This is a genomic window from Collinsella sp. CLA-ER-H5 (genome assembly GCF_040092375.1).
Lineage (GTDB): Bacteria > Actinomycetota > Coriobacteriia > Coriobacteriales > Coriobacteriaceae > Collinsella.
In genome coordinates this window covers 1-16,002 of record NZ_JBBNLR010000007.1, presented here as the reverse complement: position 1 = coordinate 16,002, position 16,002 = coordinate 1, and the positions used below count along the sequence as shown (strand labels likewise).

Sequence of the window (16,002 nt, the reverse complement as noted above, 5' to 3'; positions counted from 1 at the left end):
GGGGAGTCAGCTTGAACAAAAACATCGCCATAATTTCTCATCAAGCCTGTTTTGGATGCGGAGCATGTGCGGCCAAATGCCCTTTTTCGGCTATTGAAATGCATCCTTCGCCCGATGGTTTTGATTATCCCGTGGTGGATGCAGCCAAATGCACTTCCTGTGGCCTATGCCTGCGCTCCTGTCCGGCGGAAAACCGAGTTGATACGGACTCGGAGGTCATTCGCGCAGCTGTTTTGCAGGGCGGTGACCCTGACGAGCTCGCGCAGAGCTCGTCAGGCGGCGTCTTCTCCCTTCTTGCGAAGCGGGTTCTTACGGGAGGCGGGCGTGTTTACGGCGCCGCTTGGGACGGTGTCGATTGCGTCAGGCATATCGGTATATCCAATCTTTCTGATATTGCGCTCCTTCAAAAGTCCAAATATGTCCAGAGCGATGCGAGTGAGTCGTACCCCGATGTGCTCAACGATCTGAAATCCGGCAAGCATGTACTGTTTAGCGGTACTCCCTGCCAGGTTTCCGCGCTGCTTCTCTATTTGGGTAAGCCGATGGATGGGCTGACAACCGTCAGTGTTGTTTGCCACGGTGTACCAAGCTCTTCCATGTTTCGTTCCTATGTTGACTGGCTTGAGCTTCGGGAGAAGTCCGATGTCACCGCACTGACTTTTAGAGATAAATCGAAATTCGGTTGGGGCCATAACATAAAGATTGAGTTGTCCGACGGCAGGATTATAAAGAGGCCCGCCGCATTCGACCCGTTTTATGGGTCCTATATCAAAGGCATGATCAGCAGATCGTCTTGCTATAGTTGTCCCTTCAGAGGGTGCGACAGTCCCGCTGACATTATCCTCGGCGACTCCTGGCGTTCTGAGTCAGCCCGAGACTGCGTGTATCCTGAGAAGGGCATTTCAGCCGTTATCGTGAAGACCGAGCGCGGCGCCAAGCTGATTGATGAGATAGTCGATTGCGTTGCCTATTCTAACAACGACGTCGCAGCTGATGACGTGCTCCTGCATGAAGACCCTAATAAGCGTTCAGGACTTGAAGAGAGGCGCGATGCGGTCATCGCTCAGTATGAGGCACTGGGGTCGGGGATCTTTGATTCTGTCTTGGTTCCCAAAGTGAGCCTTTTCGACCGTGTGAAAAAAATGCTTCCGCCGTCGATGCGGTTGGGCGTAAAACGTTTGGCCCGATCCATTATGCCTGGGAACGCGCATGAGTAGCCTTACCACAGCGATTACGATTTGCGACCGTCCCCATATCGGGGGTGGAGCTTCAAAAATCGCAATCGAGACAGCTTCGGCATTGGCAAAGATGGGGCTTAACAGCTATTTCTTCTCAGCGCTGGGAGATCCCGATCCGGCTTTGGTCGAATCGGGGGTTATTTGCGTTAATTGCGGGCAGGGCGACGTCTTGAACGGTGGCGTCTCTGGTGCTGTTCAGGGCATCTGGAACCGACGCTCGGAAACGGCGCTGGATGATTTGCTCAATCAGCTTGACCCAGAAACGGCGGTCGTTCATGTGCATTCTTGGACGCATTCCCTTTCTCCCTCTATATTCAGGGCAATAGAGCGACGGGGCTTCAAATGTCTCATTACTGCCCATGAGTACTTCCTTGTTTGCTCTAACGGTGGGCTCTACGACTATGTGAATCATTGTAACTGCGGAATCGCTCCCGGTTCTCCGAAGTGCCTGCTGCACAACTGTGACAAGCGCTCGTATGCCCAAAAATTGTACCGGTCCGTTCGTTTCTCCGTGCAGAACCATGTCTTAGGCTCGCTTCGCCCGGCGGTCGCCTTTGTCTCCGACTCCAGCCGTCGATTGATCGAACCTCATCTAGCGTGGAATTCTGAACGGTATGACTGCTTAAACTATGTTGATGCGGCTAAGTTTCAAGATGATTCCGAAGGAGATTCTTCGGCATACCTATTCGTCGGCCGCTTAAGTCCAGAGAAAGGCTGTGACTTGTTTTGCGAAGCGGCCTGTCGGGCGGGCGTGAATGCGATCGTCATTGGCGACGGTACCGAATTGAAGAGGTTGTCGGATAGCTATCCAGATATCAGATTCATGGGCTCCTTGCCTCATGATGAAGTTCTTTCCGTCATGAAACAATCTCGCGCTATCGTCATGCCTTCTGTTTGTCGAGAGACGTTCGGGCTCGTCGCTTATGAAGCAATGATTGCCGCCGGCCTGCCATGTATTGTTTCGGATGTCGGCGATGCGGCCTCCTTTGTGATGTCAAAAGGTCTCGGCGAGATCTTCAACGCAGGTAGTGTGGAGTCGCTATCTGACGCAATGGTCAATATGCTCGATTCTGATGTTTACTCGCGTTACAGGGAGGCAGTTGAGAAGGCGGACTTTAGCCATCTCAAAAAGATCGCGTATGTTGAACGTCTTATCAATATTTACGATCAGCTAATGGCTGAGCTTTAATTGGACGAAGGTTTTTAATGGTTACGGTTGTGATGTCAGTCTATAACGGCACACGATATCTTACTGAACAGCTAGACAGCTTGCGACTTCAGACCGTGTCTCCGGATCGGGTGGTGATCGCGGATGATTGCTCGACAGATGGATCGTTCGATCTCATCTGCGAATACATCGAGGAACACGCGCTCGCTAATTGGACCGTCAACAAGAACAGCTCGAATTTCGGCTGGCGCAAGAGCTTTAAACGGCTTCTTGACCTTGCATCTATAGACGATGGAATCGTCTTCCCGTGCGACCAGGATGATATTTGGGAACTCGATAAAATCGCTGTGATGTCCTCAATCCTCGAGAAGGACCCCTCGATTGAGGTTCTCAGCTGCGCCGTCGAGCCGTTTTATGAGAGCGGCGGTAAAAAAGTAACAGTCTATGGTGCTGTCGATGATTCCAAACCTCTGGACGATTTGGAGACCCCGGTTTTCGATAGCAAGTTTATGTCGGTACGGCGCCCTGGATGTTCGTATGCCGTTAAATCTAGTTTTATAAGGGAAATCATGCCATATTGGCAGGATGATTTTGCGCATGACGGTATGTTATGGCGCTTCTCATTACTGAAGGGGACTCTCAGACTTCTAAATCAGCCCTTGATTCGGTTCCGCAGGCATGACTCTAATGCAACTGAGATGCGACATATTGACAAGAAATCTCGTGTTGCTGAGATAGGGATGTGCTTGAGATTTTCTAAGGTTTTAGAAGAATACTGCAGTAGTAATCCTGGCGATTATCGTATATCTTTTTCACATATAGAGCATTACGGTTCTGTTTTAAATGCCCGTTTGCACTTGCTCGTAGGTGGCCTAAAAATAAGTGATTTAGGCACCATTCTAAAATACCGTAAGTATGAACTGTCAAATCGTTCCCTGCTTGGTGATTTTAAGGCCTTAATCAGTTCCTGTGACAGTAAGTAGGTGTTTAGAATGCTTGAGCTATTTACTAATGAATTCACTATTTTGATTTTTGCCGCAATCTTAAGTGTCATTTCTCCCGTTAAAGGACTATTTTTTTCTGTTCTAGGATTGCTCGTTTTCAAAGAAGTTCTTTCTGGGCGCCTCTACAAAGTGTTTTTAAATAACGCTATTCCCATTGTCGTTATGGGCGCGATGGTTTTCTTTTCTGCCATTGCGTTTACGTCCCGAAGCATTAATGAATCCCTCCTTACGGTCTGCTCGTATTTCTTTTGCATCCTTCTTGGTTATATTTACGGTAAAGTAAAGAACGATGACTGGGTTGAGTCTGCATTGCTTATGCTTCGCAACGTTATGGTGTTCGCCTGCCTATTTAGCTTTGTCCTTGAAATTGTTTTAGGTCAACGACTAGTTACAAATGGTTCCTTTTCTTTTCTGCAAACTGTAACGATTGATAATCCATCCTTGTATCGACTGCGTAGTTTTTTCGGTCATGCAATCGTATTTGGCCAAATGATAGTTATTGCTGTTGTAATCAACTATAAATTGGAGACGGGCAGGATGAAACGTCTCTTATACTCTGTAGTTCTTTTGGTCGCTCTGCTTCTGACAAAGAGTCGTAGCGCGTGGATTATTCTCATTGCTTTAGCATCGGTGTACCTGATCTTTCGCCTAAAGAACCCCGAGTATTCTAAATGGAATTTAATTGCGCTTTTAGTTCCAGCTGTATTGCTACTCGTTTTCATTCTCTACAAGTTTGGACTGTTTAACTTTGTGGCTTCTCGATTTGGTGAGCTTGAAACTGATGTTTCATATAGCCAGCGTTCCGGAGCCATTGCCTATATTATTCATAGCTTTTTAAGCAGGCCGCTGTTTTGGCTTACTGGAAATGGTTATGGCAGTAGTCGCATGACTATGCTGGGCACGACGGTTGAAATTAGCGGTTTTTCAACGGTGGATAATGGTTTCCTTGCAATGCTGTATGAATATGGTTTTCTTGGAATTTGTAGTTTTGTATTCTTGCTAATTTCCGCTGGCATCGGTTCGTTCAGGTCGGGTTGCGAACTCGATCAAGTACTATTTTCCGTTTCCTGTATATGCTGCGCGGAGCTCATGTTTTATTGCGAGCTTGGTTGGTGGGTGCCAACGGTCATCTTGTTTGTTTCCTGTGGACTCGTTCTGGGTAGAACGAGTGCTCGGTATTCAGATTTGTGCGAGTCAGGCCCTATTTTGATTTCTGAATAAATCAAGGTTGCTAGTTTAAACAAACGAGGTTGAATGAATTATTCGTCTATCGCACGCAACACTATGATTGCGTTTGCTGCACAGTTTATTTCTCTATCGGTCAGTGTCGTCATGTCGCTGCTCGTGCCGAAAATCGTTGGCGTTGCTGATTATGGATACTGGCAACTGTTCATGTTTTATACGACCTATTCCGGCTTTTTTCACCTTGGCCTGAATGATGGTGTCTACCTGATTAACGGGGGTCTCTCTCGTGATGAAATCGATAAGAGCTCAATCAAATCCCAGTATATCTTCGGTGCTTGTTTCCAGGCAGTGATTTGCCTCGGCATCACTTTGGCTTCGCTGCCTCTCGTCGATGATGCAAATCGGTTATTTGTTATCGCGTCTTTCGCGCTTTACACCGTCGTATATAACCTGACAAGTTATTTGGGCTTTGTCTTTCAGGCCATGAACGAAACTAAGCTTTTTTCGTTTTCTACAATGCTAGACAGGCTGGTGTTTCTGGCTCCGCTCCTTGTTTTAATTGGATTTAAGGTTTCGGACTACCATCCCTATGTCTACGCGTATCTCGTTTCGAAAATTATTGCGCTCATATATTGCTCTTGGATGGGCAGGGATATCCTACGCGCTAAATCAGTGTCTTTTGGCAATTCGCTTAAGGACGGCATCCGCAGTATCATCGTCGGCGTGAAGCTGATGATTGCGAACATCGCCGACACACTAATCCTCGGGGTATCTAGGTTTCTTATCGATCATTTTTGGGGTATCGTCGCCTTTGCAAAAATTTCGTTCTCCCTCTCTCTGGTGAATTTCTTCATCACCTTCGTCTCACAGGCGAGTATGGTTTTATTTCCTGCCCTTAGGACAGGCTCTGAAGATGAGAGGGTTCGTTTTTACATTGGCATAAGGAATTCTATCGAGCTTATTTTCCCTGCGATCTATTTACTCTATTTCCCTATGGTTTGGTTTTTGGGGATATGGCTTCCTCAATATGCCGAAAGCCTCAAATACTTTGCGCTCTTACTTCCGATATGCGTCTTCAATACAAAGATGAGCCTTTGCTGTACTACCTATTTCAAGGTACTTCGTAAAGAACAGCTGCTCCTGAAGTTGAATATCGTCACTGTTATTTGTAGCGCTGTTTTTTCGATATTCGGTGTTCTTGTCCTTAACTCGCTCGACGCCGTCCTGTGTGGCGCCGTTATCTGCATTATTGGCAGGTCGTTGTGGTCCGAGCTCTATCTGAACGAACAGCTTTGCGCCCCGGGTTCAACTAGGCCGTTTCAGGAGATCCTGCTTACAGTCGCTTTCGTCTTGTTCGCTGAGCTTTTATCTGGTGGAACTGCGGCGATTCTGTATGCATTAGTCTACGTTGGCTATCTCTTGCTCAATCATTCTGCGCTGAAAAGCGTTGCTTCATGTTTGACCAAACTTAAGAAGCAGCGATAGCTACATCAAAATGGATTGGATTTTAATATGAAAGGCATCATCCTCGCTGGCGGGTCAGGCACCCGCCTGTACCCGCTCACGCTCGTGACCTCCAAGCAGCTGCTTCCGGTCTACGACAAGCCCATGATCTACTACCCGCTGTCCACCCTCATGCTGGCGGGCATCCGGGACATCCTGGTCATCTCCACCCCGACCGACCTGCCCAACTTCGAGCGCCTGCTCGGGGACGGCTCGCGCTACGGCGTGAACCTGTCCTACGCCGAGCAGCCCAGCCCCGACGGCCTGGCTCAGGCCTTCACCATCGACGAGGACTTCATCGCCGGCGAGCCGTGCGCCCTGGTGCTCGGTGACAACATCTTCTACGGCAACGGCCTCAGCTGCCACCTGACGCGCGCCGTGCAGAACGCAGAGTCAGGCCGCGCCACGGTCTTCGGCTACCACGTGGACGACCCCGAGCGCTTCGGCGTCGTGGAGTTCGACCGCGAGGGGAGGGCCGTCTCCATCGAGGAGAAGCCCGCCGAGCCCAAGAGCTCCTACGCCGTCACCGGCCTGTACTTCTACCCGGGCGACGTGGCCGCCAAGGCACACAAGGTGAAGCCGTCGGCCCGCGGCGAGCTGGAGATCACCGACCTCAACCGGATGTACCTGGGGGAGGGGACGCTGTCCGTCGTCACCCTCGGCCGCGGCTACGCGTGGCTGGACACCGGCACCATGGAGTCACTCCACGAGGCCGCGGAGTTCGTCCGCGCCGTGGAGCACTCCCAGGACCTTCCCGTGTCCGTGCCCGAGGAGATCGCCTGGGAGAACGGCTGGATCACCACCGAGGGGCTCAAGCAGGCCGCCGAGGCCTACGGCAAGTCGGTCTACGGGCAGCACCTCAAGAAGGTCGCCGCCGGCGAGATCGTCAACAGCCCGCGCGAGTACTAGGAAACAAGGAGATACGAACATGGCAGAGGAGACCTTCTCCCCCAGGAACATCATCGTCACGGGCGGCTGCGGCTTCATCGGCAGCAACTTCGTCCACTACGTGGTCAACAACCACCCCGACGTGCACGTCACCGTCCTGGACAAGCTGACCTACGCCGGCAACCCCGAGAACATCGCCGGGCTGCCCTCCGACCGCGTGGAGCTCGTCGTGGGCGACATCTGCGACGCCGAGCTTTTGGACCGCATCGTCCCGGGCCACGACGCCATCGTGCACTACGCCGCCGAGAGCCACAACGACAACTCCATCGCCGACCCGGAGCCGTTCCTGCGCACCAACGTGGAGGGCACCTTCCGCCTGCTGGAGGCCGTCCGCAAATATGGCGTCCGCTACCACCACGTCTCCACCGACGAGGTCTACGGCGACCTGGCGCTCGACGACCCCGCGAAGTTCACCGAGGAGACGCCATACAAGCCGAGCTCCCCGTACAGCTCGACCAAGGCCAGCTCCGACATGCTCGTGCGCGCCTGGACCCGCACCTACGGCCTGCGCGCCACGATCTCCAACTGCTCCAACAACTACGGCCCCTACCAGCACGTGGAGAAGTTCATCCCCAGGCAGATCACGAACATCGTCGACGGCGTCCGTCCCAAGCTCTACGGCCGCGGCGAGAACGTCCGCGACTGGATCCACACCGAGGACCACTCCTCGGCCGTCTGGGACATCCTGACCAAGGGCCGCACGGGGGAGACCTACCTCATCGGAGCCGACGGCGAGAGGGACAACATCACGGTCCTGCGCATGATCCTCGAGGCCATGGGCCGCGACCCCGAGGACTTCGACTGGGTCGCCGACCGCCCCGGCCACGACCGCCGCTACGCCATCGACAGCACGAAGCTGCAGCGCGAGCTGGGCTGGAGGCCGGCCCACACCGATTTCGCCGAGGGGCTCAAGGCCACCATCGACTGGTACGTCGAGAACGAGTCCTGGTGGCGCCCCGCCAAGGAGGCCACCGAGGCCCGCTACCGCGCGCAGGGGCAGTAGGCCGCCCGAGTGCCCTTACGGGGCGCGCCGGGCGGACCGCAGGGCATGGGGATGATCCTGCGGCCCGCCCGGCGCGCCCGCAACCTGAACATCGTCGATAGGAGCTTTTCCCACATGGCAGACATCGCATTCGAGAAGGACCTCTCCGTCACCGAGACCGGCATCGGGGGCCTGAAGGTCGTCGATCTGGCCGTCCACGGCGACTCGCGCGGCTGGTTCAAGGAGAACTGGCAGCGCGCCAAGATGACCGCCCTGGGCATCCCCGACCTCCGCGTCGTCCAGAACAACGTCTCCTACAACGAGAGGAGGGGCGTCACCCGCGGCATCCACGCCGAGCCCTGGGACAAGTTCATCTCCGTCGCCCGCGGCTCGGTCTTCGGCGCGTGGGTGGACCTGCGCGAGGGCAGCGCCACCTACGGCAAGGTCTACACCTGCACGCTCGACCCGTCGAAGGCCATCTACGTCCCGCGCGGCGTTGGCAACTCCTTCCAGGCCCTGGAGGACGGCACCGCCTACACCTACCTGGTGGACGCCCACTGGTCGCTCGAGCTGAAGAGGACCTACACCTTCGTGAACCTCGCGGACCCCGAGCTCGCCATCGAGTGGCCGATCCCGCTGGCCGAGGCCACCGTCTCCGAGGCCGACCTCAACCACCCGATGCTCGGGGACGTCACCCCCATGGCGCCGAAGCGCACCCTCGTCACCGGCTGCAACGGCCAGCTGGGCCGTGCGGTGCGCGCGCTCGCCGAGGAGCGCGGCGTGGCGAAGGACTTCGACTTCTGCGACATCGACACCTTCGACATGTCCGACCCGGCGGCCTACGCGCAGTACGACTGGTCGCTCTACGGCACCGTGATCAACTGCGGCGCCTACACGGCGGTCGACAGGGCGGAGACCCCCGGGGGCCGCGCCGCCGCCTGGAAGGCCAACGCCACCGGCCCGGCGCTGCTCGCCCGCACCTGCGCCGGGCACGGTATCACTCTGGTCCACGTGTCCTCCGACTACGTCTTCGACGGCACCGCCGAGGTCCACACAGAGGACGAGCCCTTCTCCCCGCTGTCCGTCTACGGCCAGACCAAGGCCGCCGGCGACATCGCCGTGGGCGGGTGCCCTAAGCACTATATCGTGCGCTCGAGCTGGGTGATCGGCGATGGCAAGAACTTCGTGCGCACGATGGCGGCGCTCTCCGACCGCTGTGCCGACCCTGGCGACGCGCTTAACCAGGTAACCGTCGTGGATGACCAGCTCGGGCGCCTCACCTTCACCCGCGATATGGCCGAGGGCATATTCTGGTTGCTAGGCTACCGCGATGGCGACAAGGAGCCTAGCTGCCCCTGCGAGCCCGGCACCTACAACCTGACGGGCTCCGGCAAGGTTGCCTCATGGGCTGACATCGCCGCGAGGGTGTTCGAGTTGCGCAATGGCAATGCGAGCGCCGTCAAGCCTGTGAGCACTGAGGAGTACTATGCTGGCGCTAAAGGCTCCGTCGCGTCTAGGCCGATTTGCTCGGCGCTATGTCTTCTGAAACTCGAAGGCGTGGGTTTTGTTCCTTGCGATTGGGAGGAAGAGCTAATGGAGCGTTATATGCCCTCCATAAGCCCTGTGCGTCCGGTCCAATAAGAGACCAGTCAATTTTCTGTATTCTGCCACTAGATTGCAGAAGGGTTTTCCTGTAGTCCTGTCGATTCTTAATTCTGAATTCAGATAATGGATTTGGCCAGGTCAAGGTAGCTTCGGGAGGGCTAGGAATCCACTATATGTGGTCGATCACCTACATGACGTACGGAACCTCGCCCTTAGGATTGCGCCAATCGCTTTCTTTCGATGACCTTGAGCGCCCTGCCTGTGGCATGCTGCAGGCAGGGCGCTTCGGACAATGCTTGCCCTAAATCAGCCTTCTTCCGTCGACATGGAGAATGCCTGCAGGACTGAGGCTATTTTATGAACATACCATGCCATTTCGAAATCTAGGAAGACTAATATCCCTCATGTAATTGGGTAATTTGAATTGATATCTTGGGCTTTTTGAATAAATGTGGAGGGATATCGATGGCGTATATTCTCACGCCCATCCTTCTTATCGAATTCAATTTGACACCAACGCGTCATGACTCGTCATACTAGCGGAGTCCGCATTTTGTGCAGACCATCTCGAATTCTTGTGAGCACGTCGCCTGTCTGGCGATGTCCAAGGGAGTCGCTCCATTTTCGATCAAGCCTGAGTAGTACTCTAGTCCGCCCTTGTCCGGCTCGCGCAGCAGTGCAGAGCGGTAAATCCTTCGTACCGTCTCCTCTGGGTTCAAGCAACCAAGGCTGAATTCGGTTGACGCGAAGGCAGCCTCTATCGCGTTTCTCGCGGATGTTTGGTCTACAATGGCCGAGGTCCAGTAGGCGAATCCCTCTTTGTCGCTGGGCCTACCGAGGGCTTCCCTGTACATATTCTCGACGAATTCCTCGACAGTGATGGATGGATGGTTCAAGACAAATTCACGCGAGCTCGTGATGGTTCTGACAAAATCGGATGGCGTCGTACCGCGTTCGAGTGAAGATGTCCAACGGGCCTTCTCGTTGGCATCGGCTTCCCGTCCAAGCAAAGCGCTGATAACAACTGATATCAACGCTTCGCTGGTTTGTGATCTGTTGGCGACTTCAGAGGAAGAAAGGAAACAAACTGCGGCGTTCTCGTAGCCCAGCTTTTTCGTTATGTACAGCCAATAGGCAAAGCCGTCGGCGTCCGCTCTCCGGTTCGCGCCTCCAGCGTATAGCCCCGAGACGAATTCGGTCATAACATCCGATGCTCTTATCTCGAACGTTTTTCGTATTGTCCCAGTGTAGTTGCCGATGCCGTAAATGGCGACCTCGGCCGTCCCCGGTGTTACGTTGTCGGAATAGGTTGCTATGTAGTCTATCCCCTGCTTGAGAGCGATACCGTTGAGATCTACGGTCGTAGCTGGTTCCATAGCTTCCCCGGTGTACTTCACGTCAGCAACGGCTATATCTGCCTGAGAAACGTCGGCTATCGGAGCGGGGGCGGGATACTCTACCTCGAAGTCGAACTTCGCCGACCATTCGTAGCTCGAAACTCTGGTGACGTTCGATGCTGTCGTGAGTGTGACGGTACCGTCGGTCGTGCTCCATTGTCGTTGGTTCATCGCGTATGCAACAATTCCGTTTTGTATGCCAGAAATGCTGGGTGGGAAGGACTGGTTATCTGCATCGATGCTGAATTCGGTTTCCCTAGCATCCAGATGCTGCTGTATGCGCTCGGCGTATGCTTCTGCCCACTCGTCGGCCTTCCCGTTGCGCACGAAGCGGTTGTTGCTTAGGTCGGTCGAGCGGTAGGCGTAGTCTCCCTTTTGGTAGTTTGCCGTGTGGTCGGAGTGGGCGATTGCCATGAGCTCGTCGGTCAGGCCAAAGTACAGATGGCGCTGGTCCAGGTCTCCGTACCAGTTGTCACTGGTGTCGTCCCAGGTTAGGTCCATCTGGCACCATTTGCCGTCGATCTTTACGGCGTTCCAGGTGTGGCCGTTGCCGGTGATGCGGCCGTTGGCGATGCCCGCTGCGTCAAGGAGCTTGGAATAGATGCGCTGGTAGCTCTCGCAGGTGCCCTGGTGGCGCGTGAGGCCGCTTTCGGCCGAGCACCAGTTGAGGCCGTGGTCGTACTCTAGCTGGTCGAGCGTCCAGTCGTGGAGCCATAGAGCCATGTCGTATTCCGAGCCGTTTGTCTGTTGCCTGCACTGAGCCACGGCGTTGTTGACGATCTGCGTGACGCTTGGGCGGGCGGCGTCGTTTACGGTCACCTCCGCCGTGGTGCGCAGGTAGTAGATTCCCTTGTCGTTGTGGGGGTCATTTCTGTCGTTGTCCATAAAGTAGAAGTAGATGCGGTACGTGCCCGATGCCGTGAAGTCAAAGGTAAAATCGTGGCCCGCGGTGCCCAGGCTGTAGTAGCTGGCCCATGCCGGGCGCGACGGGTCGCAAACGCTTTCCTGGCTGCCGCCGTCCCAATAGGTGGGCACGTCCATGCGCGCCTTGGCCTGGGACGAGCCGTTGGCTTGGGTTACGTGGAAGGTTGTCGCGGCGCCCACGGGGGCGTCGTTCCACGAGACGGTGAAGGTGACGCCGTTTTGGCTTGCCGTGGCGGAGTGGGCGTAGGTGGTTTGTGACGTGGTGGAGATTGCGGTGGGCGTGGGGTTGGTCTGGGCTCGGAGGGATGGGGTGGGGGCTGTGGTGGCCGTGTCGGTTGCGGCGGTGGTGCCGTCGGCGCTTTCCGTGTTGACGGCGCTGGTGCCGGTGGACGTTGCGGTGCCGTTCTCTACGGTATCTGCTGCCGAATTTGTGTTGGTGCCGACGTCAGCCTTGCCTGTGTCGCTGCTCGTGGCGTCGGCTTGCGCCTGCTGCTCGGCTGTTGTTCGAGGCTGCATGGCTTCTGCGATGGCTGGCATAGGCAGCGTCGCGCCGACCATGGACGTGCACGCGATCGCACAGAGCAGGTAGTAAAGGGGTCGTTTCATAGCGGAGCCTCTCGGTGAGCAGCCAATAGGGTCCGAAGGCGGCTCCAGGCCAGCACTCCGCACATATTTGTTGGGGTTTATTTTACGGGAATCCCAGTCAACATCAGCGAACTTTCTGGGGAATGTTGGGGAGGGGGAGAGAGCGGGCCAGTTTTAGTCCTCGACGGCGCCCTGACCCGAGCTGGGTTGACTACACGCGATGCGGCAGCTTCAACATGAGGCCGACTTCCGCTTCCTCGAGACTCGGCACCGAGACCTTCCAGGAAAAGTCTGCGAGGCCGCTGCATAGTTCAAGCTCTGCATGGCCGTATTTTTCAATTCTGCAGCCAGGGTGATTCTCGTCTGGTAAAAGGCGACATTCGACCGGTCGCAATCCGATGATTCGATACTCCTGCTGATATGCGTATTTAGGCGTTTTGATAACGAGATTGTGCGGGATGCCCTCAAAGATCTCGCGGATCAGTTTTGGCCCGGGGACGCCGTAGGAGATAGGGCCGTGGGCGTAGATGCTTCCGTCATCGGCGATGTGTCTGTCGGCGAGGCTCGCGAAGCTGTCGTACTGTAGGCAAGCATATCCGTAGAGGCATACCAGAGGGGCCGTACTTCTCTGGGATGTTATGTTTGCATAATTAATTAAGACAATATAATTGGTGGCAATTAATAAATGCAACGAACGTTTGTGTTTGCTATCGGTGCGCTGTTCATTCATGGATCGGAGATTGATCACGGATGTCTGATTACAATTTCTACTACGACGAAAGCCAGCATAGCCGCTTACTCAATCTCGAGACCATCAAAGCTGATGAATTCTATGATGGATTTGTTGTTGCAATAGTAGGGTGGGATTCTCAACGGGAGTCCGATTTAGCTGCCCAGTATTGTGAATTCGAGAAAAAGTATCTTTCTCCAAACGCTAAAGAGTTAAAGAGCACTTGTCTTAAAAGGAGCCAGTTCAAATATGGATTTAAATCTCTATCTCAACATAACGCGCGTTTGATCAGTGATTATCTCGACCTGTTTGATGAAGAAATGTATGTCTATTGTTCCTTCTCAAGTAAGGTCGAATTGCTTGTTGATAGACTGTTCAGCCAATATCAAAACCAGCCCTGCTTTAATGCCGATCTGATGAAATACTCTCTTGCAAAGCTGTTAGTTCAATATAGACCTAATGAAGTTGTTGAATCGATATATAAATCGCCCGACGATTTATTAGACGCTTTACGGGACTTTCTCCTAAATAGAATCGAAGATGACAAAGCGAATCCCGAACTTAAGTGGACCGAAATGGATCAATTCAGATCGATTTTGGAAGTTATGGACCACGTGATGCCACTGGATGATTATCAGTGGGAATACTATTCGCCTCTTGCGGGATTCGGACTATATCTGAGCGAGCATAATGAGATCGATAACTGCACGCTTATCATTGATCAAGAAGAGAATACTAGAGCTGCTGCAGAACGGCTTGGCTTTGATGGGGTGCGTGAAGCGGATTCTTCTGAGTGCTTCGGTGTCAGAATGGCTGACATGCTTGCAGGAATAGTGGCAAAACTCATGAAAGCTATTCGCGATGAACTGACCTATCAGTCGCGAGAAGATGAGATTAAAAAGAACCTTTTTGGTGTGGAGTGGTTCAACCTAAATGATGAGCGCCTCGAACTATACAAAAAGTTATGTCGAGTGTTGATTCAGTATGATAAATGCTGGTACAAGGTTTATGGAAGCGGTTTCTCTGATGATCTTGTCGTTTTAATTGCGCTGCTAAAGTACTTCAATAATTTTGATAGCGCCGCTCAGCTCCGCGAGCTTAGCGCTAATAATGCGGAAAGATTTAACACCTTCTGCTGCCAGAGTCTTTCGGAGCATTTTCAAGTGCTAAGCGATGACCCTTTGTATACGGGCGATTTGAGCGATCCTAAAATCTTATTTCGCCCCCGTCTTAGGATCACCGATCGGCCCAGAACCTATATGGTGATGGATGTTATGTTTGGCGAAGATGGTGCCCCAATGGCTCTGATATCTGAGAATGGACGTGAAAATGCCTATGTATTGCCTGCTGACCTTTCTGGCTGGGTCAGTATGGTGCTTTCCAATGTTGTTTTTAAAGATATATTGTTTCCTGGAAAGGTGAGGTTTCAGTATTTCGAAGGCAGATTTAGAGCTGATTTTCTATAGTTAGGGGCTCCTGTCCCTAAGAGCTTAAGAAGGACGACATAGTGGATCTTACAGAAAAGCTAATGTACATTACGGTGCAGGTGCGCTGCGAACTCACTGACGGGGGATTGTCTCGGGGGAGCGGCTTTATTTTCACTTATTCTAAAGGTGCTACAACGCTTCCAGTGCTTATTACCAATAAGCATGTGGTAAGCGGAGCGTCTAGAACACTCCTCTCGGTTCCGTACGTTCATCGCGAGGGCGACATTAGTGAGCGTCGTTCGTTTAACGTTGCCATCGGTGATGGTGAGGACGTTTGGGTTGGGCACCCCGATAATTCTATAGATCTTTGTGCGCTTCCGCTTCAGGGTGTTATCGAACGAATGCTTAAACATGACCCCTATGCTCATCATGTTTCCGTTGACGAAAGTCTTATCCCTTCTCAAGCTGAACTTAATAAGCTAAGTCCTTTTGAAGATGTCATTATGATTGGTTATCCGATCGGTCTTATTGATGAAGTGCACAATGCCCCACTTATGCGCAAAGGCATGACGGCCACCCATCCAAAATACGATTTCAACGGCTTGCCTCAATTTATGATAGATTGCGCTTGTTTTCCTGGGTCGAGCGGGTCGCCCGTATTTCTGCTGGATAATGGGCCATATGTCGAAGACGGGGCGATGAATCTTGGCCAGCGGCGATTTAAATTTCTCGGAGTTTTATTTTCGGGGCCGGTGCAACATGCAAGTGGTGAAATTGCTGTTATAGATATTCCCACGACCCAACAGTTAGTTTCTTCCACCGACATTATGGTGAACTTGGGAAACGTTATTAAGTCAAAGAAGCTAGAGGAGCTTGGGGTGGTTTTGTGGAACATAGCCGAGGGCTAAATTCCATCTAGTTTGTTTGCGTCGGTTTAAGACCTTTTCTGTATGGGTGCTGAGTGTCAAATCGTAAATATCATTCCCAATTTGTGCTGTATGCCCTCGGGCGATACTTGAAGAGGGCTGATGCGTCGGTCCTCTTTTTTGATGATTTCTTTACAGCATACTTGATATGACCGCACGGGTCCGTGTGGGGAGATGTCATTTCCAGAGCGCTATTCCTATTTAGTGATCGTCCAAAGCGGTCATCTCGCACGATGCCGATCCAGCCGTCGGCCACCTGAACTAATCGATCATTCGTCCGGTAATCACGACAGTATTGTCAACGATGTCTCTCTCGCACCGTGAACATTCAGAAGATCGGCAAGAGCCAGTTGGCGCAGAGGTAGTGTCGAGAAAGTTGG

The 16,002-nt window shown here is 53.2% G+C and carries 12 protein-coding genes; 10 read left to right on the top strand and 2 right to left on the bottom strand.

Annotation, left to right across the window (positions count from 1 at the left end):
- Positions 1–11: 11 nt before the first annotated feature.
- The 8 genes from AAAX31_RS03940 (at position 12) to AAAX31_RS03905 (ending at position 9,669) form a co-directional block, all read left to right on the top strand.
- Entirely contained in the window at positions 12–1,217 is a 1,206-nt protein-coding gene (locus AAAX31_RS03940; RefSeq protein ID WP_349076230.1) for a Coenzyme F420 hydrogenase/dehydrogenase, beta subunit C-terminal domain, read from the top strand.
- Positions 1,210–2,427: a glycosyltransferase gene (locus AAAX31_RS03935; RefSeq protein WP_349076229.1), complete on the top strand. Its 1,218-nt coding sequence runs from the start codon at positions 1,210–1,212 to the stop codon at positions 2,425–2,427. The genes AAAX31_RS03940 and AAAX31_RS03935 overlap by 8 nt, the downstream gene beginning before the upstream one ends.
- A gap of 17 nt (positions 2,428–2,444) precedes the next feature.
- Positions 2,445–3,389 (top strand): glycosyltransferase, encoded by a 945-nt coding sequence (locus AAAX31_RS03930; RefSeq protein WP_349076228.1) that lies wholly within the window; start codon positions 2,445–2,447, stop codon positions 3,387–3,389.
- Between the two features lie 9 nt (positions 3,390–3,398).
- Positions 3,399–4,631 (top strand): O-antigen ligase family protein, encoded by a 1,233-nt coding sequence (locus AAAX31_RS03925; protein ID WP_118094139.1) that lies wholly within the window; start codon positions 3,399–3,401, stop codon positions 4,629–4,631.
- A 33-nt stretch (positions 4,632–4,664) separates the two neighbouring features.
- Positions 4,665–6,080 (top strand): hypothetical protein, encoded by a 1,416-nt coding sequence (locus AAAX31_RS03920; RefSeq protein WP_349076226.1) that lies wholly within the window; start codon positions 4,665–4,667, stop codon positions 6,078–6,080.
- Between the two features lie 27 nt (positions 6,081–6,107).
- Complete coding sequence (gene rfbA / locus AAAX31_RS03915; RefSeq protein WP_349076225.1) at positions 6,108–7,007, top strand: glucose-1-phosphate thymidylyltransferase RfbA; 900 nt, start codon at positions 6,108–6,110, stop codon at positions 7,005–7,007.
- Between the two features lie 19 nt (positions 7,008–7,026).
- Positions 7,027–8,049, top strand: coding sequence for a dTDP-glucose 4,6-dehydratase (rfbB, locus tag AAAX31_RS03910; RefSeq protein WP_349076224.1), 1,023 nt, complete (start codon positions 7,027–7,029; stop codon positions 8,047–8,049).
- 114 nt (positions 8,050–8,163) lie between these two features.
- Entirely contained in the window at positions 8,164–9,669 is a 1,506-nt protein-coding gene (locus AAAX31_RS03905) for a sugar nucleotide-binding protein (RefSeq protein ID WP_349076223.1), read from the top strand.
- A 500-nt stretch (positions 9,670–10,169) separates the two neighbouring features.
- Here the strand turns inward: AAAX31_RS03905 and AAAX31_RS03900 are convergent, their stop codons facing one another.
- On the bottom strand, positions 10,170–12,560 hold the full coding sequence (locus tag AAAX31_RS03900) for a DUF4214 domain-containing protein (RefSeq protein WP_349076222.1): 2,391 nt from the start codon (positions 12,558–12,560) through the stop codon (positions 10,170–10,172).
- Positions 12,561–12,750: 190 nt separating this feature from the next.
- Positions 12,751–13,269, bottom strand: a complete 519-nt coding sequence (locus AAAX31_RS03895; protein WP_349076220.1) for a hypothetical protein — start codon at positions 13,267–13,269, stop codon at positions 12,751–12,753.
- A gap of 20 nt (positions 13,270–13,289) precedes the next feature.
- Between AAAX31_RS03895 and AAAX31_RS03890 the strand changes: the two genes are divergently transcribed.
- Positions 13,290–14,735, top strand: a complete 1,446-nt coding sequence (locus AAAX31_RS03890; protein WP_349076218.1) for a DUF3800 domain-containing protein — start codon at positions 13,290–13,292, stop codon at positions 14,733–14,735.
- A gap of 41 nt (positions 14,736–14,776) precedes the next feature.
- Complete coding sequence (locus tag AAAX31_RS03885; protein WP_349076217.1) at positions 14,777–15,604, top strand: trypsin-like peptidase domain-containing protein; 828 nt, start codon at positions 14,777–14,779, stop codon at positions 15,602–15,604.
- Positions 15,605–16,002: the final 398 nt, after the last annotated feature.

Bases quoted from the DNA above. Each gene is read 5' to 3' on its own strand.
- AAAX31_RS03935 (WP_349076229.1), top strand. From the start codon at position 1,210: ATGAGTAGCCTTACCACAGCGATTACGATTTGCGACCGTCCCCATATC.
- AAAX31_RS03930 (WP_349076228.1), top strand. From the start codon at position 2,445: ATGGTTACGGTTGTGATGTCAGTCTATAACGGCACACGATATCTTACT.
- AAAX31_RS03925 (WP_118094139.1), top strand. From the start codon at position 3,399: ATGCTTGAGCTATTTACTAATGAATTCACTATTTTGATTTTTGCCGCA.
- AAAX31_RS03920 (WP_349076226.1), top strand. From the start codon at position 4,665: ATGAATTATTCGTCTATCGCACGCAACACTATGATTGCGTTTGCTGCA.
- rfbA (WP_349076225.1), top strand. From the start codon at position 6,108: ATGAAAGGCATCATCCTCGCTGGCGGGTCAGGCACCCGCCTGTACCCG.
- rfbB (WP_349076224.1), top strand. From the start codon at position 7,027: ATGGCAGAGGAGACCTTCTCCCCCAGGAACATCATCGTCACGGGCGGC.
- AAAX31_RS03905 (WP_349076223.1), top strand. From the start codon at position 8,164: ATGGCAGACATCGCATTCGAGAAGGACCTCTCCGTCACCGAGACCGGC.
- AAAX31_RS03900 (WP_349076222.1), bottom strand. From the start codon at position 12,560: ATGAAACGACCCCTTTACTACCTGCTCTGTGCGATCGCGTGCACGTCC.
- AAAX31_RS03895 (WP_349076220.1), bottom strand. From the start codon at position 13,269: ATGAATGAACAGCGCACCGATAGCAAACACAAACGTTCGTTGCATTTA.
- AAAX31_RS03890 (WP_349076218.1), top strand. From the start codon at position 13,290: ATGTCTGATTACAATTTCTACTACGACGAAAGCCAGCATAGCCGCTTA.